Origin of the sequence: Streptomyces sp. NA02950 (assembly GCF_013364155.1) — a bacterium.
GTDB lineage: Bacteria > Actinomycetota > Actinomycetes > Streptomycetales > Streptomycetaceae > Streptomyces.
The window spans coordinates 103,134-118,784 of sequence record NZ_CP054917.1; the positions used below are offsets into that span (position 1 = coordinate 103,134).

Consider the following 15,651-nt stretch of genomic DNA (forward strand, 5'->3'; position numbering starts at 1 on the left):
TCCAACTTTACAACGTGATGTTGTATTGTGGCAATGGAGCCGGAGACAACGGATCGTTGTATAGTCAGCGCCGGGCGCGGTCGACGTGCACCGACCGCCCGGAACACGTGCGGTCCACCCCGAGGAGAGCGGGGCGGACCGCACACCCATCGTTCCACCCGACAGCAGAGGACACAGGATCATGACGAAGGAATCGAAGGAAGCGCCCCAAGAAGGGGGCGAGACCGAGGTGTGGGGTTACGCGGAGGTCGCCCAGGAGATCGGCGTGGCGGTCGGGACCGTGCGCTACTACTGGTCGCAGAAGCGCCACCTCCTGCCGGACCCTGACGTGACGCTGAGCGGAAAGCCCGGCTGGTACCCCGCGACCGTGAAGGACTGGAAGATCAAGCGCCCCGGCCAGGGCTTCCGCACCGACCTCCAGGACCAGGACTCCTGAGCCGCCCAGACCGACGCTCGCACCGCCGCGGCGCGCCCCGCTCCCCCTCCGGAGCCGGGGCGCGCGGCGTTTCCAGCGGGCCGAAACAAGATCAGAAAAGCCCTTTCAACTTTACAACATAGCGTTATATAGTCTGCGGGAGAGGCCGGACCCGCCGGCCCCGAGGGGAGGAACGAGATGTTCACCGTCAGCCTGGACCTCAACGCCCACGGCCTGCCCGCCAGCGATCCGCTGACGGTTCACGGGGTCGGCGCCTGGGTTCACGGCACGACCGGCATCCGATACTCCTTCCACGACCCGGCGATCCACTTCCCCGGCTCGGACTGCCCGGTCACCGGCGTCCTGGTGGCCGACAAGTACATCGACCCGGTCTACCGGGACGACCCGGCCAGCTACGACTTCGACGACGAGCCGGCCGTCTCGGTCAGCCTCGGCGACCCGACGGCCGCCGACGTGCACGACCAGATGATCGAGGTCGGCGACTGGGGCTTCAGCGGGTACGTGGTCTGCAGCGACCTGTACCTGAACCCCGGCCCGCACCCCGACCACGCCGACCGGTACCCCTTCGAGGCCGGGACGCGAGTGGACGGGCCGACATACCACCTCACCGCGAGCCTGCTGCGGGCCGCCGCCGCCGACTACGTACACCGGTGGAAGACGACCAACGTGTGACCTGCGCCCCGGCCTCCCCGCCGGGGCGCAGCCGTGACCGCAGCCCGGCGGAGGTGCTCTGACCTCCTCTTTTCTCTGGAAGATCGGCGCCATGCGCTTCAACCTTACAACGCTACATTGTATAGTTGAGGTGCAAGGAACGGACCGGTACCAACGAGGAAGGAGTCAGACATGACCCTCGACCAGCCCACGGCGGACAAGGTGTTCGAGGCCGCCCTCGCGGCGCGGTTCCACCCCACCAACCTGGGCCTGACCGGCGAGGTGTGGGTCGACGGCTACACCTACCGGGTGGTCGTCACCGAGACGGAGCGGGCCTGCACCGACGTACGGGCGGGCTGGGGCGACGCCGAGTACACCTTCGCCAGCGCCAGCCCCGAGCAGGACCGGGCGCTGCGCGAGGCGATCGCCAACCCTAACTAGCCGACAACGGCGGGGGCTTGCCCTGGGGCAAGCACGGCAAGCCCCCGCCACCCGACCCGCGACCGACCACCAAGGAGGCTCCGTGACCGTCACCTTCACCGCCGCACACCGGCCGCCGGTGGGCTACGCCGTCAGCTGCTGCTGCCCGCAGGCCACCGTGCTCGCCCCGCGCTTCGGCAGCTACCCGGATGCCCAGGATGCCGCCGACCGGGCCAACGCCGCCCCCGGCCCGCGAGACCCGCTGCCCGGCTGCGACCTGCCCGAGATCTGCCCGGAGTACCCGCTGTACGCGGAGGAGGTGGACCCGGACGGGGAGGTGCCGTTCGTTGAGTTCTCGAACACCAACGTCGTCGGCGTCCTCGAGGCGCTCGGCTTCCCGCTCGCCGCGGACGCGGGCACGGCGTGCGACGCCCTCGAGGCCGGTCTGCCGCTCGAGGTGCCGGACGACGCCGTGGTGATCCCGGTCGCCGTGGTCGACGCCCACGGCCAGCTGGGCGCGGGAGACTTCCGGGCCCGGGTGCTGACCGCGCTCGGCCTGGCCCCCGAGGATCCCGGCGTGCCGGACCTCCGGCTCGGGCGCACGGTCGTCTGCGGCCGTGCGCCGGGCTACCTGCAGCGGCGCCTGCGGGAGCTGTACGAGCTGGCCGACTGGTGCGCTGCACACGGCCGCGAGGTGGCCTGGCACTGACCCGGTCCGCCCCGCTTGCCCCGGGGCGGACCGGGCGCCGCACGGCGCGCTGTGGCCGCGTCGGCCACGCGCCAAGTGCCGTGCCCATCAGGGACTTTCCTCGAAAGATCTGGGCCGCGGCTTCCACCTTACAACGCATCATTGTATAGTTGATGTTGGAAGGGGCAGACGCCCAGGACGAACCGAGGAGCACCTCATGAACAACGCACGACGCCGGGCCCGGATCTGCATAGCCTTCGCCCGCCAGGAGGTCGCCGAGACCTTCGGGCCGGTCGCCGACCTGGATGCCGAGGACCGCGCCTGGCGGCGGGAGTCCCTCGCCTCCACCTTCAAGGGGTACACGGAGAACCGGGTGACGGGGGTGGGCGCCGACTGGCGCGAGGCCCTCAAGGACGCCGCCGACAGAGGCCGGATCGACCTCGCCGAGTACGACGGGGACCTGACGGTCGCCCGCGACGCACTCCTGCACGGCGCGATCTGGGAGTTCGTCACCACGGCGGACGGGATGGCGATCCTGGACACCTGCGCCTCCTGAACACCCGCAGCTTTGCCAGCCGCCCGAGCGCACCGGGCGGCTGGCAAAGCTGCGGGACTACCCCCCACCCCGCCGGAGAAAGATCACCAAACCCCTTCCAACATTACAACACTGCGTTGTATAGTTGATCTCGAAGGGGGCGGGCAAGCCCCCGGACCTTGATAAGTGCAGAGGGAGCGCAGCATGGACGAGATGACGGTCGCCGACCTGATCGAGAAGCTCGAGCGGATGAACCCGGAGGCCAAGGTGCGCCTGGCCACGCAGCCGAACTACCCCTTCGAGTACACGATCGGCGAGGTGACCGAGACCGAGGACGGCACCTGCTGGATCGCCGAGGGCGAGCAGCAGGGCTACCTCAGCGGCGAGGCCCAGGAGGCCCTGGGCTGGAGCAACTGGAGCCGCAACTAGCCGAACGCCACACCGGGCCCGCCTCGAGGAGAGCGAGGCGGGCCCGCACGGAGACGAAAGGAGCAGCGGATGCCCCTCTACATCCTCAAGGAGCTCGACTCGCAGGGCCGCGTCTTCCAGGACGACGACACCACCGAGTACTTCGACGACACCGACCACAACGGCAACGCGCTGGACGCCGCAATGGACGCCTACAACTTCCGGGTCGGTCAGACCGATGAGGCTTGGGGCGCCGGGGTCGGCGCGACCCGCTGGACGCTCCTTCAGGTCGGCTAGCCCCCGACACCCGCTCCTGGCAGCCCCGGCCCACCCGGCCGGGGCTGCGCCGTTCACCGGCGTCCGTTGAGGCGCCCGTCGCGGTAGCCGCCCGTCCCGCTGTCCACGGCCGCCGGGTTGGCGAGTTCCGTCAACGCGTGCACCGCCGCGTCCATCCGGTCCGGCGAGTCCAGGCCCGGCATCCAGGTCACCATCTGGACCTCGAGCGCCGGCCACTCCCCCACGTGCCGCACCCGGCCCTGCTCGTACAACTGCGCGATCGGCTCCGCCCTCAACCTCTTGCCCTGCTTCGCGGTCACCGGAATGATCCGCGGGCGCAGCGCCCCGGCCGCCTCGGGCCCGCCGCCGCGTACCAGTTCGTCCCAGCCCTGGACCAGCACCTGGCGGGTCATGTCGCCGCCGAAGTTGGACTCGACGACCAGGGCGTCCGCGTCGACCTCGAGGGCGAGTTCGCAGGCGGCGCGCCCCCAGTCGGCGGCGCCCATCTTCCCGGAGCGGTCGGCCAGGACGTACAGGTTCCCGGCGGCGTCGCGGCCGGCGGCCACGATGCCGACCTCGTCGCTGTCCTCGCCGCCTCCGGCCGGGTCGACCGCGACGACGATCCGGGTGAGCTTGATGCCGCGCAGCTGCTCGGTGCTGACCCGGTGGCCGCGGATCCACTCCCACTTCCAGATGCCGCCCTCGAGCGGCCTGGGCTGCTGCTGGTACAGCGCCCACCAGCCGCGCTCGCCGACTTCGTCGCGGAAGTCCTGCAGGTGCTCGAGGCCGAAGCGTTCGGGCCACAGCGGCTCGCCGAGGGCGCGGCCGAGGGCGTCGTCCGGGCTGTCGGCGATCGCGGGGAGGTTGATGACCGTCCAGCGCGCGGTGTCGCGGGCGGCGTCCTGGGTGAGGATCCGGCCCGCGAGGTCGTTCTCCGACCAGCGGGTCTGGATGACCACGATGGAGCCGTTGGGCTCCATACGGGTGTTGAGGACCTGCTGCCACCAGTCCCACAGGTCGCCGAGCACCGTGGGGCTGGCGGCGGCCTTGGCGTCCTTCAGCGGGTCGTCGACGATCGCCAGGTGCGCGCCCATGCCCGTCAGCGAGCCGCCGACACCGGCGGTGACGAGGCCGCCGGGGCCCCCGGTGAGGTCGAAGCGGCCGGCCGCCTTGGAGCCGTAGCGCAGGGAGATGCCGAGCTGTTCGCCGTACTCGTTGATGGAGTCGCGCAGCCAGCGGCCGTGGCCTTCGGCGAGCACGGCGCTGTAGGAGGCGATCATCAGCCGGTGGGTGGGGTTGCGGCGCAGGTACCACAGGGGCGCCCACCGGGCGGCCCTCTGGCTCTTGCCGTGCCGGGGCGGCATGTTCAGCAGGAGCCGGACCCGCTCGCCGCGGGCGATCCGGATGAACGCCTGGTCGATGAGGTTGAGGTGCCGGGCCTGGAGCTCGCGGCCGTCGGTCAGGAGCGCGGCGAGCGCCCCCGGGGAGCGGTCCATCGCCATCTGCCGCTCGATGTGGGCCAGGCGGATGCGCAGGTCGGGCGAGGCGGTGCGGGCGATGACGAGCCGCTGGGCGCGCGGGAGGGTGCGGTAGCGCTCGAGGAGGCGTTGCTCCTGGTCCGGCGCCTTCATCATGGGGGGCTCCGTGCACCCCCGCGCACCTTTCCATGATCTCTCAGATCGGGGGGTCCTCGATCAGCGCGAGGAGTTCGTCCAGTTCGGCGGCGGTGACGGCGGCCGGGTCGACGGCGGGTCCGGCGCTCTCGAGGCGGGCCGGGGCATCCAGGCCCAGGCGTCGGCTGCGGCTGTCGCTGATGGCGAGTGCGGTGCTGATGGCGTCGAGGTCGCCGGTCGTCGCCAAGTCCCAGATGGCGTGCTGGAGTTCGTCGAGGGAGCGCTGGTCGGCTTCGTGGCGGGCGAGGGGCTCGAGCGGGTCGGTGGCTGCGAGGGCGTCGGCGAAGTCGGCGGCGGCCTCGGCTGCGTCGGCGTAGTCCAGCTCCCGGGCGATGGCGGTGAAGTCCTCGCCGGTGAGGCGGCGGCGGAGCAGTTCGGCACGCCGCTGGTCGAGGTGCGCCATGGTGTCCTCCATGAGTCACACCGCCGGGGGGCGGTGTGGTGGCCCCTGCGCGGGTCCCTTCTGGTCAACCTGCGGAGCAGGGGCTCCGATCTGCGGCAATGGAGATCAGGAAGATGCCCCACACCCTTCCATCTTTAAAACGCTCCGTTGTATAGTTGAGCCATGCCGAAGAGGACACGCAGGGACCGGGACAGCGAGCGCGAGCAGATCGGCCAGCGCCTCGAAGCCGAAGTCGCCGAGATCAGGTTCGCCTGGCTGAAGCAGGACACCGAGCAGAAGACGCGGGAAGTGCTGGAACTCCTGGGCGTATCGGACGCCTGGAAGCGGGAGACGGCGGCCAGGCTGTACCAGCAGATGGCGGCGGGCGAACTGGACCCTCGGGTCGGGTTCGAGCAGGCCGCCTTCGTACAGTCCCTGACCGTGACCGAGTAGCACGGCCCACGGGGCGGCGGGCACCCCCCGCCGCCCCGCCACGGCCGCCACCACGGAGCTGTTCACGTTCGCGGTCGGCCCAACTCGGCGGCGTCCAGGATCCGTTCGCGCACGGTCTGGGCGATGGCCCGCATCAGCAGCGGGGGGACGGAGTTGCCGATGCGCGCCCAGACCTTGTCGACGGGGCTGTCGCCCCAGTCATAGGCGTCGGGGAAGGTCTGCAGGCGCGCGAGTTCCCGTACGCCCAGCAGGCGGTCCTCGTCGGGGTGGAGCAGACCGTTGCGGGACGCGCTCACCTCCTTGATGAGCGTGAAGGCCGGTTTGTCCCAGGCCAGGCGCTCGAGGGAGAAGAACGCCTTCTTGCCGCCGAGGTCGAGGAGCGTGTCGCCGCCGTTGCGGCCGGGCGGGATGAGCGGGGCCACGCGGGCGGCCTTGCCGGAGGGGCGCTGGAAGGGGCCGGGGTCGTCCAGGCCGGCCAGGGCCTCCCGGACGGTCAGCGGCCGGTCGACGGGCGCCGGGTGGACCGGGTCGACGCAGAGGTCGCGCCGGACACCGATGAAGATCATGCGCATGCGCTTCTGCGGGACGCGGAAGTAGGAGGCGTCCACGAGGCGGGCGGTGACCCGGTAGCCGGGCCCGGCGGCCTTGAGCGCGCCGAGGATCTCGGCGAACAGGGAGCGCATCTGCCCGCGGACCATCCCGGCGACGTTCTCCATCACGAACGTCTTGGGCTGCCAGTGCTCGATCAGCCGTACGTATTGGCGGAAGAGCTGATTGCGGGGGTCGTCGATCTGCCGGCGGCCCACCGTGCTGAAGCCCTGGCAGGGCGGGCTGCCGTCGAACACGTCCAGCTCACCCGGCACCAGCCCGAGGACGGCCGGGTCCAGGGCGGCGATGTCGCCGTGGTGCAGCAGCACGTGGGGGAAGTTGCGGCGGAAGCAGTCGGCGGCGTGGTCGTCCCACTCCACGGCGAGCAGCTCCCGGTATCCGGCCATGGAGTAGCCCAGGGAGCTGCCCCCGGCCCCGGCGAAGGTCGACACGACGGTCGGCGCGTCCGCCGCGCGCGGGGCGAGGTGGGCGGCCCAGGCGTCGGCCAGGAGCCGGCCGTAGTCGAGCCGGGTGCGGACGACGGCCGGGCTCACGCTGCGGCCTCGTCACCGGTGAACGTGTGCCCGCACTGGGGGCAGGTGTGGGTGGTGGGCTGGAGGGCCTCGGCGATCGACTCGTCGAACGCGGCGAACCCTTCCGGGAGTTCGGCGGTCAGCAGGCGGGTGACCTCCTGCTGGCTCCAGCCGGTCCCCTCGAGGTCGCCGTCGAGCGCCGCGAGCGCGGCGGCGAGGTCCTCCTCGTCGTAGAAGCCGAGCTCGGCGAGCTTGTTGTCCGCCAGGTTGATACGGCGAGCGGTGTCGTCGTCGCAGGTGATGACCTCGCACCGGGCGGTGGTACGGCCCTCGGCACGAAGCGCGTCGGAGGTGTGGTTGCCCGCCAGCACCACCAGGGAGTCGCCGGTGTCGCGGACGACCAGGGAGCGGTACTGGCCGTGGCGGCGGATGGAGGCCCGGATCGATTCGACGTCGCCGCGGCGGGGGTTGCCCGGGTAGCGGGTCAGGTCCTCGAGCGGGACGTCGCGGGTGCCGGTGTAGGTGGCGCCGGGCAGGCCGGCGGTGGTCTCGCTCATGCGGGGCGTCCTTCGTTGTGGTCCGCGATGATGCGCCGGGCCCAGGTGTCGGGGTCCTCGAAGCCCCACCTGCGGGCGTCCCATTCGGTGGCGCGGTCGCGGATGTCGATCCAGATGTCCAGGAGCTGGTCCCGCAGGGCCGGGTCACGGGTGCGGCGCAGTCGGGCGGCGAGGTGGGCGAAGGCGGCCGGGTGCGCGGGCACTACGCCTCCTCCGGCGTCTCGCCGCCGGGCGCGGAGTCGTCGGTCAGCGTGATCAGGCGTTCCAGCTCGGCGAGGTCGACGGCTTCGACCTGGAGCGGGCCGCCGTCGGCGCCGGTGATCTCGGTACGGGCGGGCCGGTCGAGTCCGAGAAGCCGGGCACGGCGGTCGATGACCTTCAGGACGGTCTCGATCGCCTTCAGGTCGCCCTTGGCGGCCTTGGCCCAGGCGGCGGCCTGCATCCGGTCCAGACGCTGGACTTCGAGTTCGCGCAGGGTCGCCGCCGCGGCCGACTCGGCCTCGAGGTTGGCCTCGAGCGCGCGGTGGACGTCCTTGGAGGCGGCGCCGCGGTCGGAGTAGTCGAGCCGTTCGGCGATCGTCTGGAAGTCCATGCCGGCCAGCCGCAGCGCGATGGCCTGCGCGCGGCGGTGTGCGGTGGCGGCGCGTTGCGCCTTGGACGCGGGCACGGGTCAGCCCCCGTTCAGTCGTCCTGGTCGGGGAGGGTGAAGTCGTGCGGCTCGCCGGTGGACTTGAGCACGGGCTGTTCGCCGGTGTGTTCCTGGTAGCGGCGGCAGATGACGTCGGCGTACCGGGGGTCGAGCTCGACGACGCGGGCCGAGCGGCCGGTGACGTGCGCGGCGATGAGCGTGGACCCGGAGCCGCCGAACGGCTCGTAGACCAGCCCGTCGGGGCGGCACGAGTTGCGCAGGCCGGCGGTGATGAGGTCGACGGGTTTGGAGGTGGGGTGCTCGGCGTTGCGCGCGGGCTTGGGCACCTCGAACACCGTGGTCTGCGCGTTGTCGCCGTACCAGCGCTCCCCGCCACGGCCCAGCCGCCCGGACCCGGCCGGCGCGTCGGTGAACCCGTACAGGATCGGCTCGTGCCGGTAGTGGTAGTCCGACCGGCCCAGGACCATGGTGTCCTTGGCCCAGATCAGGTTCTGCCGCACCAGCCACCCGGCGTCCGTCATCGCGGTCTCGAAGGTGATGCGGGCGGTGTCGGCGTGCGCGACGTAGACGGGCGCGCCGGGCTTGAGGGCGACGGTGGCCACCGCGAAGGCGCCGGCCAGCAGTTCGGGCAGGTCGGTGGCCCCGTCGTTCTGGATGGTCAGCGCGTCCTTGGTCTTGCCGACGTAGTCGACGCCGTACGGCGGGTCGGTCCACATCGCGTCGCAGCGGTCGCCGTCGAGCATCTCCTCGACGGCCGCGACGTCGGTGGAGTCGCCGACCAGGAGGCGGTGGCGGCCGAGGATCCAGACGTCGCCGACCTGGGAGTGCGGGTCGGCCGGGGCATCGGGGATGTCGTCGGGGTCGGTGAGCGCGGCGGGCTCTTCCTCGGTACCCAGCAGGGCGGAGACATCTTCGGCGGTGTAGCCGGTGCCGTCGAGGTCTCCGTCGAGGTAGGAGAGCAGGTCCGCCAGGGCGTCGTTGTCGTACGTGCCGAGCTCGGCGAGCCGGTTGTCGGCGAGGTTGATGCGGCGGGCCTGGTCGTCGTCGCACTCGATGACCTCGCACCGGGCGGCGGCGTAGCCCTCGGCCTTGAGGGCGTCGTGGGTGTGGTTGCCGGCCAGGATGACGTACTGGTCCTCGCCCAGGGCGCGCACCACCAGGGAGCGGTACTGGCCGTGGCGGCGCAGCGAGCCGCGGATGGCGTCGATGTCGCCGCGCCGGGGGTTGCCGGGGAACCGCTCGAGCTGGTCGAAGGGGATCTCGCGGGTGCCGAGGTAGGTCACCGCGGCGGTGGGCGTGGGGGTGCCCATGGCAGCTCCGTCCACCCCCACAGTGCCGTGATCCATTTTCCCCGACCCCGGCGGTGACCTGGGCGGGCGTCAAGTGGCCCGGAGCGGCGGGCGGTTCGGCAAAAGATCATGCCCCCTCCCCTTCCAACCTTACAACGCTTCGTTGTATAGTTGGGGTGTGAGGACGACCCGCCCCCAGGAGGCAGAGATGCAGCGCACCGCCGGACACACCCACTGCCTCCGCTGCGACCGCGTCCTGCGCTCCCCCCGCTCCGCCGCCCTCGGCTACGGCCCGACCTGCCTGCGCAAGGTCAAGGCCGCCGCCCTCGCCCACGCGCGGACCGGCAGCCACAAGCCCGCCCAGGTCGCGAAGGCCACCGAGCTGATCGAGATGGGCGGCCTGGTCCGCCTGCGCGCCCGCCGGGTCTTCCAGGTGGTCGCCTCCGACGGGATCACCACCTACAAGACCGCCCCGCAGGCGTGCACCTGCCCGGCCGGACTGCGCGGCCAGCACACCTGCTACCACCGGATCGCCGCCCAGATCGTCGCCGCCGCCTGACCGGCGGCGGCCCGACGGGCCGGACAGAGAGGAACACCGTGACCGACTCCGACGCCTACGAGATCGACTGGAACGACGGGAACCAGGAGATCGCCGAATCCGTGATGTGGGCCGCCGACGAGCGCAAGCCGCTTCTCGTCACGACCCCCAAGGGCGAGATCGTCCGCCTGGTCCCCGAGACCGCCCCCGAGACCGAGGCCGCAACGCCCGCCGCTCTGGAGGGCGTCGTGGCCCACCCGATCGTCGAAGAGCGCAACAGGTCCCTTCGGGTCACCGGTGCCCCGAACGTGACGGACTTCTTCGGCGTCACCCTCGCCCCGCAGTCGGTGTACCTGAAGTACCGCCGGCCCACGGGCGAGGAGCCGATGCTGGAGATGGCGTACGTCAACGGCTACCGCGTGCCGGGCACCAACAAGCCGGAGGAGTACACCACCATCACCTTCATCCCCGGCACCCACGACCTGCCCGCCTGGCTTGCCGCCCTGGTCGACGCCCACATGCCGTGGTGACCCTCCCCCGGTCGTCCAGCCGGCACCGCCCCTCGCCCCGCCCGCCGGCGGGGCGTTCGGCTTTCCCCCTGCGGTGCCGGCATCGGCGCAGCACAGGGCCGGTTTTCCGGGGTTGCAAGTCCTGCCCGAGCGGAGTGATGAATGGGCCGCCGCCACCCCGGCGGCATCAACTCCCCTACGAGAAGCAGGAGTTCGCCATGTCTGTCGAGGTCACCAACGAGGTCCGTGCACGGTACGGCCGGGCGCTGCTCGCGTACTACGACGACGCCCGGGCCGCCCTCGGGCACGAGCCCAGCGCCCGGGAGGACGTCGGCCTGGTGTGGGCGGCCTGCGCCCGGGGCGGCAGCCAGGACCGGTGGGACGCGGTACGGGCCGAGGACCTGGCGGCGGACGCCGACTGGGCGTGCGAGGTCCTGGGCGACCTGGTCTCCAACCTCTTCCACGCGGCCGACGGGATCGTGATCCCCCGGCTGCTGCTGGACGCGGTGGCCGCCTCGGAGAGCCGGGGCGAGGCCGCCTGGGGCGAGGCCGCCCGTACGGAGGCGTGGCGCCTGCTGGGTGAGCGGGGCCCGCGGTTCGCCCGCCTCCTGATCGCGATGCGCCGGGCCCTGCTGACGGTCCATGACGTCGACGCCGACGGTCTGTTCGAGGGGGCCCGCAGCGCCTTCGAGGCCGAGGTCGAGGAGGAGCGGTACGACGCGGTGGCCGCCCGGCGCGCCTAGGGAGTATCCGGGCAAGTCCCCTACCGGGGCGGGGACTTGGGTTCGGGTCTGGCGTGTCTTCTCGGCACGGGGGGTTTAGAGAAGGGAATGGATGGTCCGCGCCAGACCCGAACGTGTCCGATGATCGGATCGCCCGTCGGGGCGGTCAAAAATCGGGGGCATCGGCGGGTGTCGTGTTCCGCATACGGTCGATCAGGGTGCGCACGTCGGGCACGTCCGCCAGGTGCTGCCCGGCCCGGGCGCAGTCCAGGGTGGGCGAGCCCGTGGCGGGCACGGGGCGGCTCCCCCGAGGCGCGGCAGGCGGGGAGGAATCGGCCCTCGAGGGGCGGCAGAGCCGCGCCGTGCCGATGGCCACGACCTTCCCGTCCTCGCGCCCGGCTGCGAGCAGCGTGACGGAAGCGGGTGCGCTGTACGTGGGGGGTCGGGCGGTGGACGCCGCCCGGGAGTCGTTCATGCCTGCTGGTCTCTCCTCAGTGTGCTCTTCCGGAAACGCACAACGAGCCGGTAAGGCCCCAGTGGTCGCCGGAGGGCATGCCTGGTGGCGGCCAGGTGACCCGGAAACGGAATGTGACTACTCTGCGCGCAAATTGTGATCCTGCCCGTCACACCTGAAGGTGTCAACTAAAGTACACAGGAACAAGATCAAGAGAGTGAGTACGTGGTTGTGAGCAGTCATCGGCGGCCAGGCGGCTTTCACGCCGTGCTCGGCAAGCCTGGTGAGCGGTGAGCCCAGGCCGTCCGTCCCTGGCGGACAAACTCAGGGCCCTCATGGCCAGCCGCCGGGACGCCAACGGCCGGGCGCACACATCACGTTCGCTGTCCGCCGGCGTCGACGCGCTCGAGGAAGATCACACATCGGTCTCCCATGCCGCGATCGCCAAACTGGCCAATGGCTCGCAGGACAACCCGACCATCGCGACGGTCGTGGCCTTGTGTCAGGCCCTGGGCGGAGTGCCGCCCGCGTACCTGCTCCCGCACGACAGCTACGACGACCTCACGGCGCTCGAGGTGTTCGAAGATCCCGACGCGCGCCGCGTCCTCGCCCTGTTGAATGGGCTCCCCAAGAGTGAGTGGCGAAACGTCGTTGCAGACTTGGAGCGGCGACGCGACGATCTCGGCTTGCCGCCGGTGCCGCGCAGTGAGGCCGCCGAGAAGCCGGGCCGACGGCGTCGCCGGCGCAGTAGGGACGAGGCCGCTCAGTATGCGGCCGATGCATTGGAAGGGCTCTAAGTGGACGGCATAGTCTTCGGGACGTGCACAGTGGCCGGCGTGCTGGTCACCTTTTTCTGCACCAGGAGGGCCGTCGGCAACCCGCGCGTGTCCACGTGGTCGATCGCGGCCGCTTTCGGCGTCTGCACCCTGGGCGTCTTCTTCGCCGTTCCCATGGTCGCCGACCTGGCGGAGGACGCCACCGGCGTCGCCAACGTCGGCAAGCTGATCGCGCACATCTGCGCGATCCTGTGGTGCGCGGCCCTGCAGATCACCATGGTGGACCTGGCCTACCGCCCGGAGTACGTGCGGGCCGCGATGTACCAGCGGGCCTTCGCGGCCATGGTGGAACTGGCCGTCATGGTGCCGCTGTTCCTCGCGACCAACGAGCCGCGCATCGAGTTCACGACCGCGTACGCCGCGGACACCCGGGTCGCCGCGTATCTGCTGATCTACCTGGCGTATGTCATGGTCACCTGCGGTGAGCTGGCCTTCATGTGCGGCCGGACCGCACGGCGCAACTGGGGCATCCGGCCCTGGAGCGGCGCCGGTTTCGCGCTGTCCTCCATGGCCGCGACACTGGGCATGGCCTACACGATGTCCAAGGGCTCGTACCTGATCTTCTACATCCTGGGCAATCCGTGGTCGCTGGATGTCGAGGAGGTCGTGAGCCCCGCGCTGAGCGGCCTGGCCGTGATTTTCCTCTTCCTGGGCCTGACGCTGCCCATGGTGGGCGCGTTCCGGGAACGGCTGCAGCAGGACAAGGAGCAGGAGCCTGCCGGGCTCTGACGCCGCGTCCAGGACTGTGGGCCGCACGCAACGCGCGTGCGGCCCACAGTCGTCTCCCGGGGTGCCGGGGTCAGCGGGAGGGGCCGGTGCCGTAGCGGACCGGCAGTTCGACCAGGCCGCGGGCGCGCAGGGAAGGCCGCCAGCGCAGTTCGCTCCCGGCCAGCTCGAGGTCCTCGAACCGGCCGAGGAGCGCGGCGAGGGCGATCTCGGTCTCCAGCCGCGCCAGCGGTGCGCCCAGGCAGTAGTGGATGCCGTGGCCGAGCGCCAGGTGGCCGGCGGCGTCACGGCCGAGGTCCAGGCGGTCGGGGTCGGAGAAGCGGTCCGGGTCGCGGTTGGCGGCGGACGGGGACAGCAGCACCGTGTCGCCCGCGGGGATCGTCACGCCGCCGATCGTCACGTCCTGGGTGGGGAAGCGGCGGATGGCGAGCAGGGCCGGGCCCTCGAAGCGGGCGAACTCCTCGACCGCGCCGGCGATCCGTGCCGGGTCCTCGCGCAGCAGGGCCATCTGGTCCGGGTGCTGCAGGAGCGCCAGGACCGCGTTGCCGATCAGCTGCACCGAGTTCTCGTATCCGGCGAAGAGGATGAGGAACGCCAAGGACATCAACTCGTCCTCGGTGAGCCGGTCGTCGTCGGCGTCCCGTACGGCGATCAGGTCGGAGAGGAGATCGTCCGCCGGGCTGGCCCGCTTGTGGGACATGAGGTCCTTGAAGAACCCCATCATCGCCACCACGGCCTCCTTGGCGGCCTGGGGCCGGCTCGGATCGGGGGCGACCAGCGCGCTCCCCCAGGAGCGGAAGTCCCGTCGGTGGCTGTCGGGGATGCCGAGGAGTTCGCAGATCACGGTGATCGGCAGGGGCGCCGCGTAGGCGGCGATCAGGTCGGTCGTGCCCTGCGCACCCAGCGCGTCCAGGAGCCGTTCGGCGGTGGCCGTGACCGGCTTGCGCAGCTGCTCGACCCGGCCGGGGGTGAAGGCGCGTCCGACCAGGCGGCGCAGCCGGGTGTGGTCCGGCGGATCCATGTTGAGCAGGTTGGCGTCCAGTGCCGGCGGCAGCGCCAGCCCGCGATAGCTGCCCTCCCGGGCGTGCGCCTTGTCCAGCGACAGCCGCGGGTCGGCGAGCGCGGAGCGTACGTCGTCGTACCGGGTGACGAGCCAGGCCGGTTGGCCGTCGGGCCCGGCGATGCGGTGTACGGGCGAGGCGGTGCGCAGACTCCGGTAGACGTCGTATGGGCGGGTTATCAAATCGTCCGCAAGATCCATGCGCTCACCCTATGGGTGCGGCTCGAGCGTCCGGCGGGGCAACGACAGCGGCCCCCGGCCGAGTCCCTCGAGGGGACTTCAGGCCGGGGGCCGATGCGCTCCCATCTCCCGTACTGCCCGACGAACTCAGCTGCTCCACGGCTGCATTCGTCGCCGGTTCCGCCGATGCCCGCGGCTTTCCCGGTGCTCCCCACCGTACACGAAACCCACTACGTAAGGAAGGGTTTAGTTGGGGCCTGACATGCCGGTGGCGCAGCCCCTCCCGCCGGGCTGCGCCACCATGCCGTCGTCCACCGTCTCACCGGCGGCTACTGCCAGGGGGCGCGTCCCGTGCCGTCCGCCCACTCCAGCAGGGCCTGCGAGCCCATCAGCTTCAGCGGCGCCTCGAGGTCGTTGTTCCAGTCGAAGGCGCTCGCGGTGAAGCCGCTCGTCGTGACGATCGCGGCCAGGTCGCAGCCGTGGGTGTCCTGGTAGGTGCCGTTCACCTGGTACAGCACCTCGGCACTGACCTTCTTGGTCTCGGTGTACCGCTTGCACTGGATCAGCAGCCAGCGTCCGTCGGGGGTGCGGGCCTTCACGTCGCCCGCCCGGTCGTTGGCACCGCCGAGGACTTCGACCTTGGTGCAGCCGTCGCGCTGGCACAGCCGGGCGACGGCGCGTTCGAAGCCACCGGGTGACAGGGCCCGGAAGTGGTCGATGTCGGTGGGCAGTTCGCCGTGCCCGTCCAGGCGCCAGCGCCGGTAGCGGCGCCTGCCCCACAGGTAGGCGGTGGTGACGCCGGCCAGGCCGAGGACGGTCAGCAGCGCGGCGAGTATGCCGGGGTGGCGGCTGAGGTAGTCGCCGATGAACAGCAGCGCCAGGACCACGACGATGATGAGCGCGGTGCGGTCTCCGGCCGTTAAGTGGCGTCGCCAGCCGCGGCGTACCGCGCCCCGGCGGCGGCCGGCGGGGTGGCGGCGACGGCTGGTGCGGCGCGCGGGACGGCGGCGCTCGGGGTGCGGGCGGCGGGTGGTGCTGGCCATGGTGGGTCTCTCCTATCGGTTGATTCGGTTCGGGATGGTGCGCCG

Annotated in this window: 23 protein-coding genes; 13 read left to right on the forward strand and 10 right to left on the reverse strand. The window is 71.4% G+C overall.

Features of this window, described 5'->3' with window-relative positions; translation table 11 throughout:
* The first annotated feature begins 181 nt into the window (after positions 1-181).
* The 7 genes from HUT19_RS41890 (at position 182) to HUT19_RS41920 (ending at position 3,435) form a co-directional block, all read left to right on the forward strand.
* Entirely contained in the window at positions 182-436 is a 255-nt protein-coding gene (locus HUT19_RS41890; protein WP_176188196.1) for a MarR family transcriptional regulator, read from the forward strand.
* Positions 437-613: 177 nt separating this feature from the next.
* On the forward strand, positions 614-1,108 hold the full coding sequence (locus HUT19_RS41895) for a hypothetical protein (protein WP_176188198.1): 495 nt from the start codon (positions 614-616) through the stop codon (positions 1,106-1,108).
* A gap of 171 nt (positions 1,109-1,279) precedes the next feature.
* The gene (locus tag HUT19_RS41900) at positions 1,280-1,528 is read left to right on the forward strand and encodes a hypothetical protein (protein WP_176188200.1); all 249 of its coding nucleotides are present in this window, start codon (positions 1,280-1,282) and stop codon (positions 1,526-1,528) included.
* Between the two features lie 82 nt (positions 1,529-1,610).
* On the forward strand, positions 1,611-2,216 hold the full coding sequence (locus tag HUT19_RS41905; RefSeq protein WP_176188202.1) for a hypothetical protein: 606 nt from the start codon (positions 1,611-1,613) through the stop codon (positions 2,214-2,216).
* A gap of 196 nt (positions 2,217-2,412) precedes the next feature.
* On the forward strand, positions 2,413-2,751 hold the full coding sequence (locus HUT19_RS41910) for a hypothetical protein (RefSeq protein WP_176188204.1): 339 nt from the start codon (positions 2,413-2,415) through the stop codon (positions 2,749-2,751).
* A 183-nt stretch (positions 2,752-2,934) separates the two neighbouring features.
* Positions 2,935-3,159, forward strand: a complete 225-nt coding sequence (locus HUT19_RS41915; protein WP_176188206.1) for a hypothetical protein — start codon at positions 2,935-2,937, stop codon at positions 3,157-3,159.
* Positions 3,160-3,228: 69 nt separating this feature from the next.
* Complete coding sequence (locus HUT19_RS41920; protein WP_176188208.1) at positions 3,229-3,435, forward strand: hypothetical protein; 207 nt, start codon at positions 3,229-3,231, stop codon at positions 3,433-3,435.
* 53 nt (positions 3,436-3,488) lie between these two features.
* Here the strand turns inward: HUT19_RS41920 and HUT19_RS41925 are convergent, their stop codons facing one another.
* Together HUT19_RS41925 and HUT19_RS41930 are read right to left on the reverse strand one after the other, a co-directional pair.
* Positions 3,489-5,048, reverse strand: a complete 1,560-nt coding sequence (locus tag HUT19_RS41925; protein WP_254886311.1) for a terminase family protein — start codon at positions 5,046-5,048, stop codon at positions 3,489-3,491.
* Positions 5,049-5,088: 40 nt separating this feature from the next.
* Positions 5,089-5,490, reverse strand: coding sequence for a hypothetical protein (locus HUT19_RS41930; protein ID WP_176188210.1), 402 nt, complete (start codon positions 5,488-5,490; stop codon positions 5,089-5,091).
* Between the two features lie 162 nt (positions 5,491-5,652).
* Here HUT19_RS41930 and HUT19_RS41935 point away from each other — a divergent pair, with 162 nt between their 5' ends.
* Positions 5,653-5,922 (forward strand): hypothetical protein, encoded by a 270-nt coding sequence (locus tag HUT19_RS41935; protein ID WP_176188212.1) that lies wholly within the window; start codon positions 5,653-5,655, stop codon positions 5,920-5,922.
* Between the two features lie 62 nt (positions 5,923-5,984).
* Here HUT19_RS41935 and HUT19_RS41940 read toward each other — a convergent pair whose 3' ends face one another.
* The 5 genes from HUT19_RS41940 to HUT19_RS41960 are packed head-to-tail and all read right to left on the reverse strand — an operon-like array spanning position 5,985 to position 9,559.
* Entirely contained in the window at positions 5,985-7,064 is a 1,080-nt protein-coding gene (locus HUT19_RS41940; protein WP_176188214.1) for a DNA cytosine methyltransferase, read from the reverse strand.
* On the reverse strand, positions 7,061-7,600 hold the full coding sequence (locus HUT19_RS41945) for a ParB N-terminal domain-containing protein (protein WP_176188216.1): 540 nt from the start codon (positions 7,598-7,600) through the stop codon (positions 7,061-7,063). The genes HUT19_RS41940 and HUT19_RS41945 overlap by 4 nt, the downstream gene beginning before the upstream one ends.
* Positions 7,597-7,803 carry a hypothetical protein gene (locus tag HUT19_RS41950; protein ID WP_176188218.1) on the reverse strand — a complete coding sequence of 69 codons (207 nt, stop codon included), beginning with the start codon at positions 7,801-7,803 and terminating at the stop codon, positions 7,597-7,599. The genes HUT19_RS41945 and HUT19_RS41950 overlap by 4 nt, the downstream gene beginning before the upstream one ends.
* Positions 7,803-8,267 (reverse strand): hypothetical protein, encoded by a 465-nt coding sequence (locus HUT19_RS41955; protein WP_176188220.1) that lies wholly within the window; start codon positions 8,265-8,267, stop codon positions 7,803-7,805. Before HUT19_RS41955 ends, HUT19_RS41950 begins: the two co-directional genes overlap by 1 nt.
* Positions 8,268-8,281: 14 nt before the next feature.
* On the reverse strand, positions 8,282-9,559 hold the full coding sequence (locus tag HUT19_RS41960; protein ID WP_176188222.1) for a DNA methyltransferase: 1,278 nt from the start codon (positions 9,557-9,559) through the stop codon (positions 8,282-8,284).
* 157 nt (positions 9,560-9,716) lie between these two features.
* Here HUT19_RS41960 and HUT19_RS41965 point away from each other — a divergent pair, with 157 nt between their 5' ends.
* The 3 genes from HUT19_RS41965 to HUT19_RS41975 all read left to right on the forward strand — a co-directional run bounded on the left by HUT19_RS41965 (position 9,717) and on the right by HUT19_RS41975 (position 11,328).
* On the forward strand, positions 9,717-10,097 hold the full coding sequence (locus HUT19_RS41965; RefSeq protein WP_254886312.1) for a DUF6011 domain-containing protein: 381 nt from the start codon (positions 9,717-9,719) through the stop codon (positions 10,095-10,097).
* Positions 10,098-10,135: 38 nt separating this feature from the next.
* The gene (locus HUT19_RS41970) at positions 10,136-10,606 is read left to right on the forward strand and encodes a hypothetical protein (RefSeq protein WP_176188224.1); all 471 of its coding nucleotides are present in this window, start codon (positions 10,136-10,138) and stop codon (positions 10,604-10,606) included.
* A 197-nt stretch (positions 10,607-10,803) separates the two neighbouring features.
* Positions 10,804-11,328 (forward strand): hypothetical protein, encoded by a 525-nt coding sequence (locus HUT19_RS41975; RefSeq protein WP_176188226.1) that lies wholly within the window; start codon positions 10,804-10,806, stop codon positions 11,326-11,328.
* A gap of 145 nt (positions 11,329-11,473) precedes the next feature.
* Here HUT19_RS41975 and HUT19_RS41980 read toward each other — a convergent pair whose 3' ends face one another.
* Positions 11,474-11,782 carry a hypothetical protein gene (locus HUT19_RS41980; protein WP_176188228.1) on the reverse strand — a complete coding sequence of 103 codons (309 nt, stop codon included), beginning with the start codon at positions 11,780-11,782 and terminating at the stop codon, positions 11,474-11,476.
* Positions 11,783-12,096: 314 nt separating this feature from the next.
* Here HUT19_RS41980 and HUT19_RS41985 point away from each other — a divergent pair, with 314 nt between their 5' ends.
* Together HUT19_RS41985 and HUT19_RS41990 are read left to right on the forward strand one after the other, a co-directional pair.
* A complete protein-coding gene (locus tag HUT19_RS41985) occupies positions 12,097-12,558 on the forward strand; it encodes a helix-turn-helix domain-containing protein (RefSeq protein WP_176188230.1) in 462 nt (153 codons plus the stop codon).
* A 39-nt stretch (positions 12,559-12,597) separates the two neighbouring features.
* Positions 12,598-13,326, forward strand: coding sequence for a hypothetical protein (locus tag HUT19_RS41990; RefSeq protein ID WP_254886313.1), 729 nt, complete (start codon positions 12,598-12,600; stop codon positions 13,324-13,326).
* A 70-nt stretch (positions 13,327-13,396) separates the two neighbouring features.
* Here HUT19_RS41990 and HUT19_RS41995 read toward each other — a convergent pair whose 3' ends face one another.
* Both HUT19_RS41995 and HUT19_RS42000 read right to left on the reverse strand, forming a co-directional pair.
* A complete protein-coding gene (locus tag HUT19_RS41995; RefSeq protein ID WP_176188234.1) occupies positions 13,397-14,584 on the reverse strand; it encodes a cytochrome P450 in 1,188 nt (395 codons plus the stop codon).
* A gap of 308 nt (positions 14,585-14,892) precedes the next feature.
* The gene (locus HUT19_RS42000; RefSeq protein ID WP_176188236.1) at positions 14,893-15,606 is read right to left on the reverse strand and encodes a restriction endonuclease; all 714 of its coding nucleotides are present in this window, start codon (positions 15,604-15,606) and stop codon (positions 14,893-14,895) included.
* Positions 15,607-15,651: the final 45 nt, after the last annotated feature.